The organism is Synergistaceae bacterium, assembly GCA_021372895.1.
GTDB lineage: Bacteria > Synergistota > Synergistia > Synergistales > Synergistaceae > JAJFTP01.
Genome location: JAJFTP010000027.1, coordinates 1 through 14,671, shown reverse-complemented (window position 1 = coordinate 14,671; position 14,671 = coordinate 1). Strand labels below are relative to the sequence as shown.

The window sequence follows — 14,671 nt, the reverse complement described above, 5'->3', positions numbered from 1 at the left end:
CAAGAAGTTTATGTAGAAATTATTATGAATGGAGTGACAGCTTATGTATGATCCAAAAACTGGCGAGGCATTGGAGATTTGTCTGGAATTCCCTGAAGGACTGCCGCCAAAGGCAGAATTCGAGCCGGGAATAAGAAGAGCTCCGAACAGGGGACAGGTACTTAATGACAAGGAGACGGTCCTGGCACTGAAGAACGCCCTCCGTTACATACCCGAAAAGTACCACAAGGAAATTGCACCGGAATTCCTTGAGGAATACAGGGAGCACGGGCGTATCTACGGTTATCGTTTCCGTCCGCAGGGACGTCTTTACGGCAAGCCGATCGATGAGTATAAGGGGCGGTGCACAGAGGGCAAAGCATTTCAGGTTATGATAGACAACAATCTCGATTTTGAGGTTGCTCTCTATCCTTACGAACTGGTCACCTACGGGGAGACAGGACAGGTCTGCCAAAACTGGATGCAGTATCGGCTTATAAAGAAATATCTGGAGATACTGACAGAGGATCAGACACTCGTAGTTCAGTCCGGACATCCGCTGGGCCTCTTCCGTTCAAATCCATCCGCACCAAGAGTAATACTAACCAATGGACTTATGGTGGGCATGTTTGATAATCCCAAGGATTTTGCAAGGGCAGCGGCACTGGGCGTGGCCAACTACGGGCAGATGACGGCCGGTGGCTGGATGTACATCGGTCCGCAAGGCATAGTCCACGGAACCTATAATACCCTGCTCAACGCAGGCAGAAAAAAATTCCATCTTCCTGAAGGCAAAGGACTGGCGGGACACCTGTTTGTCTCTTCAGGACTGGGAGGAATGAGCGGCGCACAGCCCAAGGCCGCCGAAATAGCAGGTGCCGCCGCAATAATAGCGGAAGTGGATCCTTCTCGTATCGATACACGCCACAGTCAGGGCTGGATCAGCAAAAGGACAAAGGACCTCTCTGAAGCATTCAAATGGGCACAGGAGGCAATGGACGCCGGCGAGCCGCTTTCTATAGCTTATGAGGGAAATATAGTCGACCTGCTCCAGTATGCGCTCGATAAAGACATAAAGATAGAACTGCTCTCCGACCAGACATCATGTCACGCTGCCTATGACGGAGGTTACTGCCCGCAGGGGATCACATTCGAAGAGCGTACAAGACTGCTCAGTGAGGACAAGGAACAGTTCTGCAAGCTAGTAGACAAAACACTCAGAAAACACTTCGAACTCATCAAGGCCCTTGTTGAAAAAGGAACATATTTCTTCGACTATGGCAACTCATTTATGCGCGCGGTATTTGACGCCGGCGTTACAGAGATAGCAAAGAACGGGAAAGATACATACGAAGGGTTTATTTTCCCGTCCTACGTGGAAGATATAATGGGACCGCTGCTCTTCGACTATGGATATGGGCCGTTCCGCTGGTGCTGCTTAAGCCGTGATCCGGAAGACCTCCGGAAGACAGACAAGGCCGCCATGGACTGTATCGACCGGAACCGCAGATTCCAGGATTACGACAACTGGGCATGGATCCGCGACGCAGACAAGAACAAACTCGTCGTAGGAACACAGTGCCGTATCCTCTATCAGGATGAAGAGGGAAGGATGAAGATCGCCCTTAAGTTTAACGAAATGGTCCGCACAGGACTCATAGGACCTGTAATGATAGGCAGGGACCACCACGACGTATCAGGGACAGACTCTCCGTTCCGCGAAACATCTAACATCAAAGACGGAAGCAATGTTATGGCTGATATGGCGATCCACTGCTTCGCCGGAAACTGCGCACGCGGTATGAGCATGGTCACTCTCCATAACGGCGGAGGAGTCGGGACAGGCAAGGCTATCAACGGCGGATTCGGACTTGTGCTTGACGGCAGCCAGAGGATCGACAATATAATCAGATCTTCTATGAGCTGGGACGTTATAAGCGGCGTTGCAAGGCGCGCCTGGGCAAGAAACGAGCATGCACTCTCAACAATTGCAGAGTTCAACAAGAAGCGCAGCGACGGGCATGTAACAGTTCCGTTCATTGCTGATGAAGAATATCTTACCAAACTTGTAGAAAGTAAATAGGGGAAAAACAATGGAATTTGAAAAAATGGAAATACGAGCATTCCTTGATGAGCTTGCTTCAAACTCACCTGCACCGGGCGGCGGGAGCGTTGCGGCTCTATGCGGTGCGCTTGGCTCGGCACTCGTCTCAATGGTTGCAAATCTTACCGTGGGCAAGGAAAAATACAAGGACAACTGGGCCGTTATGGAAGAAACCGTGGCAAAAAGCGAGCCGCTGCGCGCCAAGTTTGTGGATCTCATGAACAAGGATACAGAATCCTTTAACATTTTCATGGCGGCGATGAAGATGCCAAAGGCAACAGATGAGGAGAAGGCAGCACGTAAAAAGGCAATTGGCAATGCCTCACAGCTTGCTACGGAAGTTCCGCTCCGTACGCTTGAGGCTTGTGCAGAGGTAGCGGAGCTAGCGCTCCTCGCGGCGAGACATGGCAACCCAAACACTGTAAGCGATGCCGGAAGCGCAGCTCTTCTTGCCGAAGCAGCAGGAAAAGCGGCAGCATATAATGTCCGTATCAACATGCCTGGACTGTCCGATGAAACCTTCATGGAGAACTGCAAAACCAGAATGTATAAGGCCCTCGACGCTATCAGCCATAACTCTCTCGAGATCGCAGACCTTATGGAGCAGATCCTCGGATAGTAAACCACAAAAAACTAAATGACGACAACGGGCCCCTTTTCGATAGAAGCGGGCCCGTTGTCATTATTCACAAAAAGCCTGCCGCAAGTCTTACTAAGCCGACAGTACAGTTATAGCCCTTTCTGTTCCGGACGATCAAAAGCACTGCCTATATGCGCTGCGTCGCCCATAAGAAGCATACGGAACCCCTTGCCCGGAACAGCTTCAACAACGGTAATACTGCAGTTAGAGACCTGAAAACGCCAGAAGCTTGACAGCGGGGCCCCAAGCCAGTGGCAAAGCAGCACTTTTATTACTGCGTCATGAGATACGAGCAGCACGTCCCCCGTATATCTCTTTGCAATGGCATCTGCCGCTTTGACGGCTCTTTCCTTTACATCTTCTAGACTTTCTCCTCTATCTCCGGGCATCTTTACTGTCTCCGGCTTGGTGTGCCAATCGACCAGAGTTTCAGTCCATTCCCGCGCTATTTCGTCTGCAAGGCGGCCTTCCCAGTCACCGTGGTTTATCTCGGTGAACCCTTCATCCACAATAAAATCATTATAATCGGAGAGCTCAGCAATTTTTTTTGCGGTTGCCTCAGCACGGGCAAGCGGGCTTGTGATTATAGCTTCAAATTTATGTCCTGCCAGCCTTTTTGCAAGGAGTTCCGCCTGCTCTAGACCCTTTACATTGAGCTCAACGTCCATCTGCCCCTGAAAACGCCCATCGGCGTTCCATGATGTCTCACCATGGCGGATCACGAAAAACTTCACCTTATTTTACCTCAGAGAAGTCGATAAATGTAAGCCAAAGCATATCACCGGTCTTTTCAAGTTTCTGTTTTAACGTATCATTAAGAGTCCCGTCGATTTCAAGCGCGCCTAAAGCAAGCCCGCTGTTATCCTTGCGCCCAAGTGCAAAGTTTGCGATGTTGACCTTGGCGTCTCCCAGCAGATTGCCAACCTTGCCGATAACCCCTGGCCTGTCATGGTTCTGAAAAAGCAGCAGTTTGCCGGTAGGGACAAAATCGACCCAGTAGTCGTTGACCTTGACTATGCGCATACGTCCCTCTTCTGTTATAGTACCTATAAGCGAAATTTTACACTTTTCCGCATCCAATGTGACTTCAATGGTATTTTTATATGTCTTGGGCTCGCCGATACTTTCTTCTACCGTAAGACCGCTGTCCTTTGCAAGCAGGGGAGCCAGCATATATGTAACCTCAGACCCGCGGCTTACTTCCAATAGCCCCTTTAAAAATCCTATGCTGAAGGAAGAGAGACGGTTTGGAAGAGGCTCGTCCTCCGCAAATAGATCCCCGCGAAGCATAATATGGCAGTTCTGCACGGCGCCGCATTCAACTTCAGCAAGCTTTGCGCCGAGCACACCCATTCTGCGCGACAATTCGAGATACGCCTTCTGTGCCTTATTGAGTTTCTGTTCTATAAACGGAAGGTTTACCGCATGTTCATATTGCTCGCCGCGAAGGGCGGCGATCATGTTTGTCGCCGCAATTCTTGCCACCTCTGCCTGGGCTTCTTCTGTGCTTGCGCCGAGGTGCGGCGTGATCACTATCCTGTCTTCAATATCTCCGGCAAGGAACGGATGGCCTTCCACAAGTGGCTCAGAAGTGTAGACATCGAATGCTATGCCTGCGAGACGCCCTTCCCTTACTGCATCGGCCGCGGCCTTTTCATCGATCAAGCCGCCGCGCGCGCAGTTGATAAGGTAGGCCCCGTGCTTGAAGGCACGCAACATTTTTTCATCGATCAAGTTTGCCGTATCTGTTGTAAGCGGGATGTGAAGTGTTACGATATCAGCAACGGATAGGGCGTCTGAAAGGTCTTCCCGAAGAGGGATGCCAAGAGATTCAGCTTTTTTCCTCGGAGTATACGGGTCATAGGCTGAGACCTCCATTCCAAACGCGCGGCAGCGCTGAGCAACGGCTATGCCTATCCTGCCAAGCCCTATTACAAGTATTTTTTTCCCGCTCAGTTGATGCCCTGAGAAACGTTTTTTATCCCATTTTCCGCTCCTGAGCGAAGCAAACGCCTGGGGCACTTTTCGCACGAGGGCAAGCATCAGGGCCATAGTAAACTCTGCGGCGGCAAGTGTATTTCCCGTCGGCGCATTTATCACGACAACACCCTTGCGGCTTGCCACAGGGACATCCACGTTATCGACGCCTACGCCTGCCCTTGCGATGACCTTAAGCTTTGTCGCAGCGTTCAAAGCTTCTTCATCCATTTTTGTGCCGCTCCTTGTAAGCACGGCATCCACATCCGGCAGTTTTTTAAGGAAATCTTCCCGGCTGATGCCGACAGCTTCCATCAATTCTATGTCCGGCGCTTCCCGCAGCATTGCGAGTCCGGCCTCGCCAAGAGGCTCCGCAACAAGAACTTTCCATTTGACCTGTTCAGCCATAACGTTTATGCCTCCTTGATCCATATCTTCCATGCATCGGCAAGAAAGTCCGCCTTTACCGTGCCGGAAAGATCCGCCGCCCCGTAAAGAGCACCGAGTATGATGCAGAGTTCGGGCCAGCCCCAGTTGTTGTAATGCGCCACCCTGATAAGCTGTCCCTTATATTTCCCCTGCCCGCCGGCTGTTTCTATGCCCATCGCGCGAAGTTTTTTGCGTATTGCTTCCGTATCTCCCCTGGGGAATCTGAACGCTGTAACGCCTGGGGAACGCGCTTCTTCTTCATCGACAAGAAGCTCAAACCCCAGCCCCTTAAGTCCGGCCGCAAGGGCACTTGCATAGCGCTTATGTGTTTCAAACCAGATACCTGTTCCGACTTCAAGTATCTCTTTCAATGCCTCATCAAGCGCATAATAAAGAGAAATCGGCGGAGTAAACGGATTAGCCGGAGCTTTTGCCTCGAGATCTTTCCTGTGCAGCTTCAGATCATAGCTGTAGCTAGGACAGATATTGCCGTCAAGAGCTGCCCACGCCCTTTTAGAGAGCCACACAAGCCCAAGCCCCGGAGGGGTAAGGAGCCCTTTCTGCGATGCGGTGCCTATCGCATCGATCCCCCATTCCTCGGGGAAACATTCCATTGCGCCGACAGAACTGACTCCGTCAACAAGTACAAGCGGACGATTTTCCTCGGGCAGGGCAGCGATTATATCTTTAATAGGATTTACGACACCCGTTGATGTTTCGTTATGGGTAATCAAAATCGCTTTGCATCCTGGGTTTTTCTTCACGGCTTCCGCCACTGTTGTTGCTTTGACAGCTTCGCCGAACTCGACATCGACATAAACTCCCTGAGCCCCGGTCCTTTCGGCTATCTCACGGAATCTGTTGCCGAATATGCCGCATGAGACCGATATGAATTTATCCCCCTTGCCGAGGAAATTAACGGACATGCACTCCAGTGCGCCGGTGCCAGACGCAGGAAGAATGATTATCGGGCCTTCGCTTTTTAAAAGAGAGTTAAGGTTTTTCTCGATCCTTGCGAAAAGCTCTGAAAAAGCGGGGCAGCGATGTCCGATAAGAGGCTTCGCCCCCGTCCGCAGTACTTCTGCAGGAAGCTCTACCGGGCCAGGTGTTAAAAGGTATCTCGTGTTCATTAATATAAATCCCCCTTTTATAGTGTGTTAAAAAGATAAAAAAAAGACCGGAAAAAAATCTTCCGATCTCCGAAACGCCCCGTTATTTGCTAAAAAAACTATTACTATGTTTCTATTTCAACGGTATACGCTTCGAGACCGGCTATCACAACCGGAGCCGCCACATGAAGAAGTGCCGGAAGAGAGAGACATTGATGAACTTGCATACGTTAGAACCATAAAATCTCTCACTAAAAACACTCCTCTCACGCGTATCCGCTGAATGGTTAACATATATACTCTCAATGCTCTTAAATGTCAAGTTATTTTTTTGACACGCAGCTGACCCGATAAAACGATGCCCTGCGCACCTTACTTATTTGCCGCTGCGTAACCTTTCCGCCAACGGTATGTTCAATGTATAATTATCTGGTATATTTCTACATGCATTTGATTTGAGGACATATCCGGCGGGAGAGATATTTTTGAATAACAGGTTGACCGATAATATCGCATTGATTATGGCATCTGTAATATATTGTTGTTTTTGTTTCGTTATGCCGGTCCTCTGTCCGGATATCTTCAAAGAGGCGGGGAAGAAAACAGAAGTCTCGATAACATCGGGAATGTCGGCTCACAGCGCAGCTATTGCCATCCGGGACGCCGGCGTATCGGATGACCCGCAGGATCTTGTCAGGTGGATGGTCAAATTTGGGATAGACAGATCGATAAAACCTGGAATATATAAACTAAGACCAGGAAACGCCCTGTCAGTGGCAAAACAACTTAAGGACGCGATACCGGAGACACGGACAGTAACGATCATCCCCGGTATGAGATACCACAGTATCTCATATGCGATATTCGGCTCCGGAGATAAAAAGGACAGGCTGGCACAGATACTTGCCAAAGATGACATTTTCCCTGAGGAAATGAGAGGAAAGCTTCCAAAAGAACCGCGGGGCAGGATCATATTTCTTTTGCCAGAAACATACTTCCTCTCTCCCGGAGACGACATCGGTGAGCAGTTTGTCAGGCGCGCATCAAGATTGTGGTTTGAACGGGTCGGCAAAAATATTCCTATGTCCATGGACAGTGACTCACTGTTTAAACGCGGGATCCTGGCCTCACTTGTTGAAAATGAGGCAAAGGTTCCGGAGGATAGGCCGGTGCTTGCAGGTATTTTCCTGAACAGGCTTAATAAAAACATGCGGCTGCAGTCATGTGCTACTGTCATTTACTGCTGGGAGGAGAAAGGGCAGAAAAAAAATCGCCTTACATATAAGGACCTGGAGATAGATTCTCCATACAACACCTATACCAACACAGGCCTCCCTCCGGGCCCCATTTCAGTGCCATCTATAGGATCATGGGAGAGCGCCCTTAATCCCCAAAAGAGTGATTATCTCTTTTTCTTTGCTACTGACAACGGGAGCCATATCTTCAGCCGCACTTACGAGGAACATCTGCGCAGGCAAAAGAAGGAGGCAAATCAGTGATTGAGAGCATCTGCGAAATAAGCCTCACTGTGCCGCAGAAGGATATATACTATATAAGCTGGAACATAGACGCATGCGAGGGACTTGGTTTCCTGCAAACAGATGAGCCGTCGGCGGGAAAGGTAACAGTCTTTACGCCGCTTTGCCTGATAGATGACATGTACTCTTTTATCGACGGGCTCAGAGCCGAGGGCGTCAACGTTGAGATAACCGGTGTAAAAGGATTGAAGGAGAAAACAGATGATTAGAGATCTGATAGACATTATTAACGAGGATATCCGATATTCGCTCAAAAACGGGGCGGATTACGCCGACATATTCATACAGTCAGGGATAGGGCATTCAGTGCATTACGAGGACGGGCGGATAGAAGAATTGTCATCTTCTGACACAGACGGTTCGGGAGCGAGGATAATTATAGGAGACAAGACATATTATTCCCATGCGCATGGCACGTCTTTAAAAAACATTCAAAGCACATTTGCCGGGGCAATGTATTCCGCCACGGGAAAACAACTGCGCGTATCAGAGAACAGCGATGAGCTGATGCCGGAAACAGGGGAAAGGATCTCGCCTCCAGATGTTGATTTTCTCCACAGCCTTGATTCAGGCATCAGAAAACAGTCAAAGTTCATTCGCCAGGCAGCTTTCAGATACAGCATTTCACAGCGAAAAATTTTGGTAATTAAATCTGACGGATCATTCGCAGAGGACGTACGCAACTACTGCAGCTTTGCTGCCCAGGTGATAACGGAGAAGGACGGTGTACTCCAGACAGGCTCTGAGAGACGTTGTATGTCCATCCCGCATGCCGGTTTCTGGTATGATTATGCTCCTGAAAAAACTGTGCAGGCGGCTCTTGATAGAGCCCTTCTTATGCTTGATGCAAAACCGTGCCCTGCCGGAAAAATGAGGGTGCTGCTAGCCGGAGAGGCAGGGGGAACAATAGTGCACGAGGCATGCGGTCATGGATTGGAAGCAGACATAGTCGAAAAAGATTATTCGATTTACAGAGGGAAAAAGGGGGAAAAGGTGGCCAATGAAGTTGTCACTATGGTTGACGATCCTACTATACCTAACCTTTACGGTTCATATAAATATGACGACGAAGGAACTCCGGCGGCGCGTAATGTACTCATCGAAAACGGAGTGCTAAAAAAATATATGACAGACATCTTGTCTGCAAGGACATCGGGGCTTCAGTTGACAGGAAATGGGAGAAGGGAGTCATACAGGAATATCCCGGTGCCGCGGATGAGCAACACTTTCCTTTTGCCGGGCAATTCAGATTTTGATTCTATGTTGGCTCAGACGGGCGATGGGCTTTACGTTAAAAAGATGGGCGGAGGAGAGGTCAACCCGACATCGGGAGATTTTGTCTTCTACGTTTCAGAGGCTTACATTATCAGGAACGGAAAGGTAAAAGACACGGTAAAGGGAGCTATATTGACAGGAAACGGGCCTTCGGCACTTCTGAACATAATCGCACTTGGCAATAACCTGATAATGGAACCGGGGGTATGTGGGAAATCGGGACAGGGAGTGCCGGTAACTGACGGACAGCCTTCAATGCTTATCGATGGACTGACGGTAGGCGGAAGTGAAGCTTAAAATGATGATCGGAAGAAAACAGAGAGAAAAATTAAAAATTGGTATGCGCTCTTCAGTAAAGGGAAAGGGCATACATGCCCAGGCTGAAAAATGGCTGCTGTTTTTCAGCCTTATCGCTCTGTTTGTATCTCTTTATATCGCAGCATCGCTTTATACTCGGTGGACAGGTTCCTTTGGCCTGAAAATTTCAGCCTCTCTCCTGAGCTCAATAGGCGGAGCAGTCATAATCCCGCTCTTATTTACAGCATATATATGCATATCAAAGCTTTTTTCAAAACAGATCCCCAACTTGACAAGACAGGTGCTGGGCACGGCACTTCTTTTTATTCTCGCGGCACTGCTGCTTGGACTGGGTGAAATAACAGGATCAGATAAAGTCACACGTACCTCATGGCTTGCAGCCGGACAATTTGGAACATATACAGCCCAAAATATTTTTTATATGCTGGGCGCCATCGGGACCCTGATGTTCGGGGTCGTCATTCTTTGTTTCGCTTTTATTTTGTATAAAATTCCGGTAATAAAATATATCAAACTGCCCAAAATAGCTTTTTTCGGCAATTGCCGGCATGCTGATAATGAAAATAAACCTGCGGAAGACACTGACAATATAAATTTTGGCGAAATAAATTCCGAAGCACCTAACATCACAGTCTTTGCCGGAACGGACTATTTCGGATCAGCGGCTGATTTTGTGGATAATCCGCCTTCTATCGGCAGGGTCGTCATGCCGGCAGCGCCGATCGATGGGTCCTGCGAAGCTGTTATCCATGACCCTGAGTTCAACCTGGAAAAAACAAACTCAAAGGCTAAGCCGGACAAAGGCATTTTCCCTCCCCCAATTGAAATATTCGGCAGTGAAGAGTCCCATGATGGAGAGGTAGACGAAGAAAAAGCTATGCCTCTCGGGGAAAAGATAGTCAAGACCCTTGAACAGTTTAATATAGAATCCAGACTGGCGGAGATACTCGTCGGCCCGACAGTGATCCAATTTCGCATACAACTTGCACCTGGCATCAAAGTCAGCAGGGTAGCCGCCTTGGCAAATGATATAGCTTTGGCAATGGCAGTCCCAAGCCTGCGCATAGAAGCGCCTATTCCGGGCAAACCATTCGTAGGCATAGAAATACCGAACCCTAAGAGACGAGGTATCCCGCTGCGTACAATTATCGAGGATCCAGCATATAAGGAAAGCGGCGTTATGCTCCCCCTGCCGTTCGGCATCGCAGTCAACGGAGATTCGGTGATTGTTGGACTGGAAGGCCTTCCGCACCTTCTGGTCGCAGGGACAACAGGCTCAGGCAAAAGCGTCTTCATTAATTCATGCATCGCAGGCCTCTGCTCGATGCGCACACCGGAGGAACTGCGCATGATACTGGTAGATCCCAAGCGCGTTGAAATGGCGATCTACGACAGACTGCCTCATCTGCTCACCCCTCCTGTCACCGATACAAAAAAAGCAGTACATGTCCTTGCCTGGGCTATAAGGGAAATGGAGACACGTTACGCTTCATTCGCAAAAGCCAGAGTAAGAAACATGGAGGGATTTAACAAAAAAGCTATTCCCAAGGACAGACTGCCTAATATAGTAATAGTGGTCGATGAACTTGCTGATCTGATGATGACTGCGCCAAAAGAAGTGGAAGAGTACATCTGCAGGCTGGCACAGATGGCACGTGCAACCGGGATACACCTTATACTGGCTACACAGAGACCATCCGTGAACGTTATAACCGGTTTGATCAAGGCAAATATTCCTGCAAGGGTCGCGTTCACACTTCCAAGCAATGCGGATTCACGCACGATACTCGACTGCGCGGGGGCGGAAAAACTTTTAGGCAAGGGAGATATGCTCTTCCTTTCGACGAAGTATCCCAAACCGATAAGGATACAGTCTCCGTGGATAGATGAAAAGGTCCTCAGCGGCTGGCTGGAATATTTGACAAACCTTTTTGGAGAGCCGGATTTTATTGATATCGACAGCCAGAACGGACCGTCTGGGCATACAGAGAACATAGCCTTTGACGACGACATGCTTGAGGACGCAATAGAGACAGTCATGACAACTGGAATAGCATCGGCCAGCGGGCTTCAGCGCCGTTTGAGAGTAGGGTTTTCGCGTGCTTCCAGGCTTATCGATATGATGGAACAAATCGGGATAGTAGGTCCGGCCGATGGATCCAAGCCAAGAGAGATACTAGTGGATGAAGAAGAGGCTCAGGAATTACTAAACAACACAAAAAACTGCTTCTGAGACAGCCTCTTTGTATCGAATGATAAAAACAAGGTGAAAAAAGGCCGTTATTAAACGGCCCTCTGTACTTTACCGGAACGGAGGCACTTCGTGCAGATATGAAGCTTTCGGGTCTCTCCGCCGCCAACATCAACGCGTATATTCTGAATATTAATCAACCAACGGCGCCTGGTGTGGCGGTTAGAGTGGCTGACGGCATTTCCAGTCACCGGTCCACGACCGCAGCAATCACAGAACTTGGACAATTTGTTTTCCCCCCTTGCGTACCTTGAAACAATCAACCTATGCATTGTATCATAGGATATGAAAAAGTTGCAACTATCCCGATTGGAGGTTTTTAAATGAACTTCAGCGAAAAGATGAGTGAACTCGATAAAATCCTTAGAAAACTGGAAGGTGAAGCTATACCTCTTGAAGAGGCATTGGCTGAATTTGAGCGCGGGATCGGCCTGGTCAAAGAGTGCCGCTCATTCCTCGACGAAGCGCATCAGAAAGTGACAATGTTGACAGAGACAGGAGAAATACCATTCGACAGTCAGGTATCCGGTAAAGGCGAAAATAAATAATGGATAAGATGGACATAAAACATATCAAAGAGGTCCTCGAAGATTATCGCATATTTTTTGAGAAATACCTTGCCGTTTCACTTGATCTGCGCAGAGCAGGCGTGCCTCAGAAGCTCCACGAATCCATGGAGTATTCCCTGAACGCAGGAGGGAAAAGGCTGCGTCCCGTGCTGTGCCTGGCCACGGCGGAACGCTGCGGCTGCGCTCGCTCAGATGCTCTTCCAATGGCTCTCGGACTTGAGATGCTGCACACCGCGACCCTCATACACGACGACCTCCCATGTATGGACGACGACAATATGAGACGCGGGAAGCCTTCCAACCATACGGTATTTGGAGAAACGCTTGCAGTTCTTGCCGGCGACGCGCTTATCGCACAATCAGTGGAATATCCGCTCGTTAATTCAAAGCACATACAGCCGCACAGGCTTATAAGGGCAATGCAGATATTCAGCGGCGCAATCGGTCCGTCAGGGGTATGCGGCGGACAGGCGCTGGATATGGACACTTCCGCATCTGATGAAGACCCTGATTATGTACGCCACACAGCCGCACTTAAAACAGGAGCTCTCATACGCGCAGCAATACTTTCAGGGGCTGCGCTTGGCACCGATGATGAAGAAATACTGCAATGCTATTATGATTACGGCACGCATATGGGCTCGGCATTCCAGATCGTGGACGATATACTGGATGTCACGGGCACCGCGGAGGAACTAGGCAAAACACCTGGCAAGGATACAGAACATGGGAAAATTACCCACGTCTCGGTTTATGGACTTGACAAAGCACGTCAGATGGCTCAACGTGAATCTATGCTTGCGAAAGAAGCAATTATAAAAATTCTGCCGACAGATGATTTTCTTCCAAACCTGCCGGATTACCTCGTAGGTCGGACATATTAGATCAATAAGAAATATAGCTTGAAGGTATGGTGAAACGGCATGAGCCTTATTGAATCGGTAAGGGATTTCAGGGGACTGCGCGGCCTCTCGCAAAGGCATATTGAGACGCTTTGCACAGAACTCAGACAAATGATACTGGAAGTAACACTTAAAAACGGCGGGCATCTCAGCTCGTCTCTTGGTGCTGTGGAACTTATAGTAGCGCTTCTGCGCGAATTTGATCCCGATAAGGATAAAATTATCTTTGATGTGGGGCATCAGGCATACGCTTATAAGATACTAACCAAGCGCCTTGACAGTTTTGACTCCCTTCGGAAGAAGGGGGGGATAGCCGGCTTTCCGCGTATGGATGAGAGCCCTTATGATTTCTTTACCACAGGGCACAGCAGCACCTCAATTTCAGCGGCGATGGGTTACGCAAAAGCCCGTGACCTGAGGGGCGATAAGCATGAGGTGATCGCCGTAATAGGTGACGGCGCATTAATAAACGGGGTATCATTTGAAGCACTCAACTGTGTGGAGAGTGCGGATACAAAAATCATCATAATCCTAAATGACAACAAAATGTGTATAAACAAGCAAATAGGCGGAATGGCAAAGCATCTTGCCCGCCTCTCCGTCAACCCCTCATACCGAAAGCTAAAAGAATTTATAAAAGAGCAGTGCCGTACCATGAAGCGCGGAGATTCTATAGAATCTACGCTCAGCAAGATAAAATCCAAACTCAAATCACTCCTGCTCCCTACAAATATTTTTGAAGAGATGGACATCAGTTATTGGGGGCCGTTTGACGGCCATAACGTACAGGAGATGGAGGACGCATTCCATTTAGCCAGAAGTTATGACAAATCTCTGCTTATACATGTTATAACTAAAAAAGGCATGGGCTGCAGGGAAACGGAGACACATCCCTCTTTTTTTCATGGTATCAGCCCCAATTCATCCCTTAATGACGCAGACATTGCATCAAAACCTTCAGCGCCGAGCTGGAGCTCGGCAATGGCCGGCTGCATTCACAACATAGCTTGCGCGGATCCAAGGGTCGTCGTCTGCACAGCTGCAATGGCGGATGGGACAAAGCTAAACGGTTTCTCCAGAAATTTTCCTGACCGTTTTTTTGATGTCGGCATATCAGAGGAACACCTTCTTATTTACGCAGCCGGAATGGCCGCAGGCGGGATGCGTCCGGTCGTCTGTATATATTCGACATTTTTGCAACGTGCGATAGACCAGATCACCCATGATATTTGCCTGCCTAAACTGCCCGTATTGATAGGGGTAGACAGGGCGGGCTTTGTAGGCGAAGACGGAGAGACGCACCATGGACTGCTTGATCTGCCATGGCTCAGGGCGATCCCGGAGATAACGATCGCCGCGCCGCGCGACACAATAGACCTCGAGTTCTTTGTAAGAGGCTGGCTTGAACGGGGAATACCGATGGCCATAAGATATCCAAGGGGAGCCGCGCCGTCCTCCCTCGGACGCGGCGCAGGAAATAATGATCCGGAAGAATGGGGCAGGCTTGAAATACTTCACAAAGGAAGCGTTATCTGTCTCATAGGAATAGGCAGCACGACAGAGCTTATGCTAAAGGCTGC

At 49.1% G+C, this 14,671-nt stretch carries 13 protein-coding genes; 9 read left to right on the top strand and 4 right to left on the bottom strand.

The genetic code is table 11. The features are described 5' to 3' along the window. The first annotated feature begins 43 nt into the window (after positions 1-43). Both LLF78_02575 and LLF78_02570 read left to right on the top strand, forming a co-directional pair. The gene (locus LLF78_02575) at positions 44-2,062 is read left to right on the top strand and encodes a urocanate hydratase (protein MCE5201386.1); all 2,019 of its coding nucleotides are present in this window, start codon (positions 44-46) and stop codon (positions 2,060-2,062) included. A 10-nt stretch (positions 2,063-2,072) separates the two neighbouring features. Then, positions 2,073-2,702, top strand: coding sequence for a cyclodeaminase/cyclohydrolase family protein (locus tag LLF78_02570; protein MCE5201385.1), 630 nt, complete (start codon positions 2,073-2,075; stop codon positions 2,700-2,702). Positions 2,703-2,812: 110 nt separating this feature from the next. Here LLF78_02570 and LLF78_02565 read toward each other — a convergent pair whose 3' ends face one another. From LLF78_02565 to LLF78_02555, 3 genes are read right to left on the bottom strand one after another with little or no spacing between them, the layout of a single operon-like run. After that, positions 2,813-3,457, bottom strand: a complete 645-nt coding sequence (locus tag LLF78_02565; protein ID MCE5201384.1) for a histidine phosphatase family protein — start codon at positions 3,455-3,457, stop codon at positions 2,813-2,815. Between the two features lies 1 nt (position 3,458). Further along, a complete protein-coding gene (serA, locus tag LLF78_02560) occupies positions 3,459-5,108 on the bottom strand; it encodes a phosphoglycerate dehydrogenase (protein MCE5201383.1) in 1,650 nt (549 codons plus the stop codon). Between the two features lie 5 nt (positions 5,109-5,113). Next, positions 5,114-6,259: an alanine--glyoxylate aminotransferase family protein gene (locus LLF78_02555; GenBank protein ID MCE5201382.1), complete on the bottom strand. Its 1,146-nt coding sequence runs from the start codon at positions 6,257-6,259 to the stop codon at positions 5,114-5,116. A gap of 464 nt (positions 6,260-6,723) precedes the next feature. Here LLF78_02555 and mltG point away from each other — a divergent pair, with 464 nt between their 5' ends. Genes mltG through LLF78_02535 form a run of 4 tightly spaced genes read left to right on the top strand, consistent with a single transcriptional unit; the run spans position 6,724 to position 11,602 of the window. Then, positions 6,724-7,737 (top strand): endolytic transglycosylase MltG, encoded by a 1,014-nt coding sequence (mltG, locus tag LLF78_02550; GenBank protein ID MCE5201381.1) that lies wholly within the window; start codon positions 6,724-6,726, stop codon positions 7,735-7,737. Next, on the top strand, positions 7,734-7,985 hold the full coding sequence (locus LLF78_02545) for a DUF4911 domain-containing protein (GenBank protein ID MCE5201380.1): 252 nt from the start codon (positions 7,734-7,736) through the stop codon (positions 7,983-7,985). Before mltG ends, LLF78_02545 begins: the two co-directional genes overlap by 4 nt. Then, a complete protein-coding gene (locus LLF78_02540) occupies positions 7,978-9,348 on the top strand; it encodes a TldD/PmbA family protein (protein MCE5201379.1) in 1,371 nt (456 codons plus the stop codon). Before LLF78_02545 ends, LLF78_02540 begins: the two co-directional genes overlap by 8 nt. Continuing rightward, the gene (locus LLF78_02535; protein ID MCE5201378.1) at positions 9,338-11,602 is read left to right on the top strand and encodes a DNA translocase FtsK; all 2,265 of its coding nucleotides are present in this window, start codon (positions 9,338-9,340) and stop codon (positions 11,600-11,602) included. Before LLF78_02540 ends, LLF78_02535 begins: the two co-directional genes overlap by 11 nt. A gap of 50 nt (positions 11,603-11,652) precedes the next feature. Here LLF78_02535 and rpmB read toward each other — a convergent pair whose 3' ends face one another. Continuing rightward, positions 11,653-11,847 (bottom strand): 50S ribosomal protein L28, encoded by a 195-nt coding sequence (gene rpmB / locus LLF78_02530; protein ID MCE5201377.1) that lies wholly within the window; start codon positions 11,845-11,847, stop codon positions 11,653-11,655. A gap of 96 nt (positions 11,848-11,943) precedes the next feature. Here rpmB and xseB point away from each other — a divergent pair, with 96 nt between their 5' ends. From xseB to dxs, 3 genes are all read left to right on the top strand, one after another. After that, positions 11,944-12,168 carry an exodeoxyribonuclease VII small subunit gene (xseB, locus tag LLF78_02525; GenBank protein MCE5201376.1) on the top strand — a complete coding sequence of 75 codons (225 nt, stop codon included), beginning with the start codon at positions 11,944-11,946 and terminating at the stop codon, positions 12,166-12,168. Next, positions 12,168-13,073 carry a polyprenyl synthetase family protein gene (locus LLF78_02520; GenBank protein ID MCE5201375.1) on the top strand — a complete coding sequence of 302 codons (906 nt, stop codon included), beginning with the start codon at positions 12,168-12,170 and terminating at the stop codon, positions 13,071-13,073. The genes xseB and LLF78_02520 overlap by 1 nt, the downstream gene beginning before the upstream one ends. Positions 13,074-13,112: 39 nt before the next feature. After that, the coding region (gene dxs / locus LLF78_02515; GenBank protein ID MCE5201374.1) for a 1-deoxy-D-xylulose-5-phosphate synthase at positions 13,113-14,671 on the top strand (1,559 nt) is incomplete at its 3' end.

Coding starts and splice junctions, on each gene's coding strand:
- LLF78_02575 (MCE5201386.1), top strand. CDS start 44: ATGTATGATCCAAAAACTGGCGAGGCATTGGAGATTTGTCTGGAATTC.
- LLF78_02570 (MCE5201385.1), top strand. CDS start 2,073: ATGGAATTTGAAAAAATGGAAATACGAGCATTCCTTGATGAGCTTGCT.
- serA (MCE5201383.1), bottom strand. CDS start 5,108: ATGGCTGAACAGGTCAAATGGAAAGTTCTTGTTGCGGAGCCTCTTGGC.
- LLF78_02555 (MCE5201382.1), bottom strand. CDS start 6,259: ATGAACACGAGATACCTTTTAACACCTGGCCCGGTAGAGCTTCCTGCA.
- LLF78_02540 (MCE5201379.1), top strand. CDS start 7,978: ATGATTAGAGATCTGATAGACATTATTAACGAGGATATCCGATATTCG.
- xseB (MCE5201376.1), top strand. CDS start 11,944: ATGAACTTCAGCGAAAAGATGAGTGAACTCGATAAAATCCTTAGAAAA.
- LLF78_02520 (MCE5201375.1), top strand. CDS start 12,168: ATGGATAAGATGGACATAAAACATATCAAAGAGGTCCTCGAAGATTAT.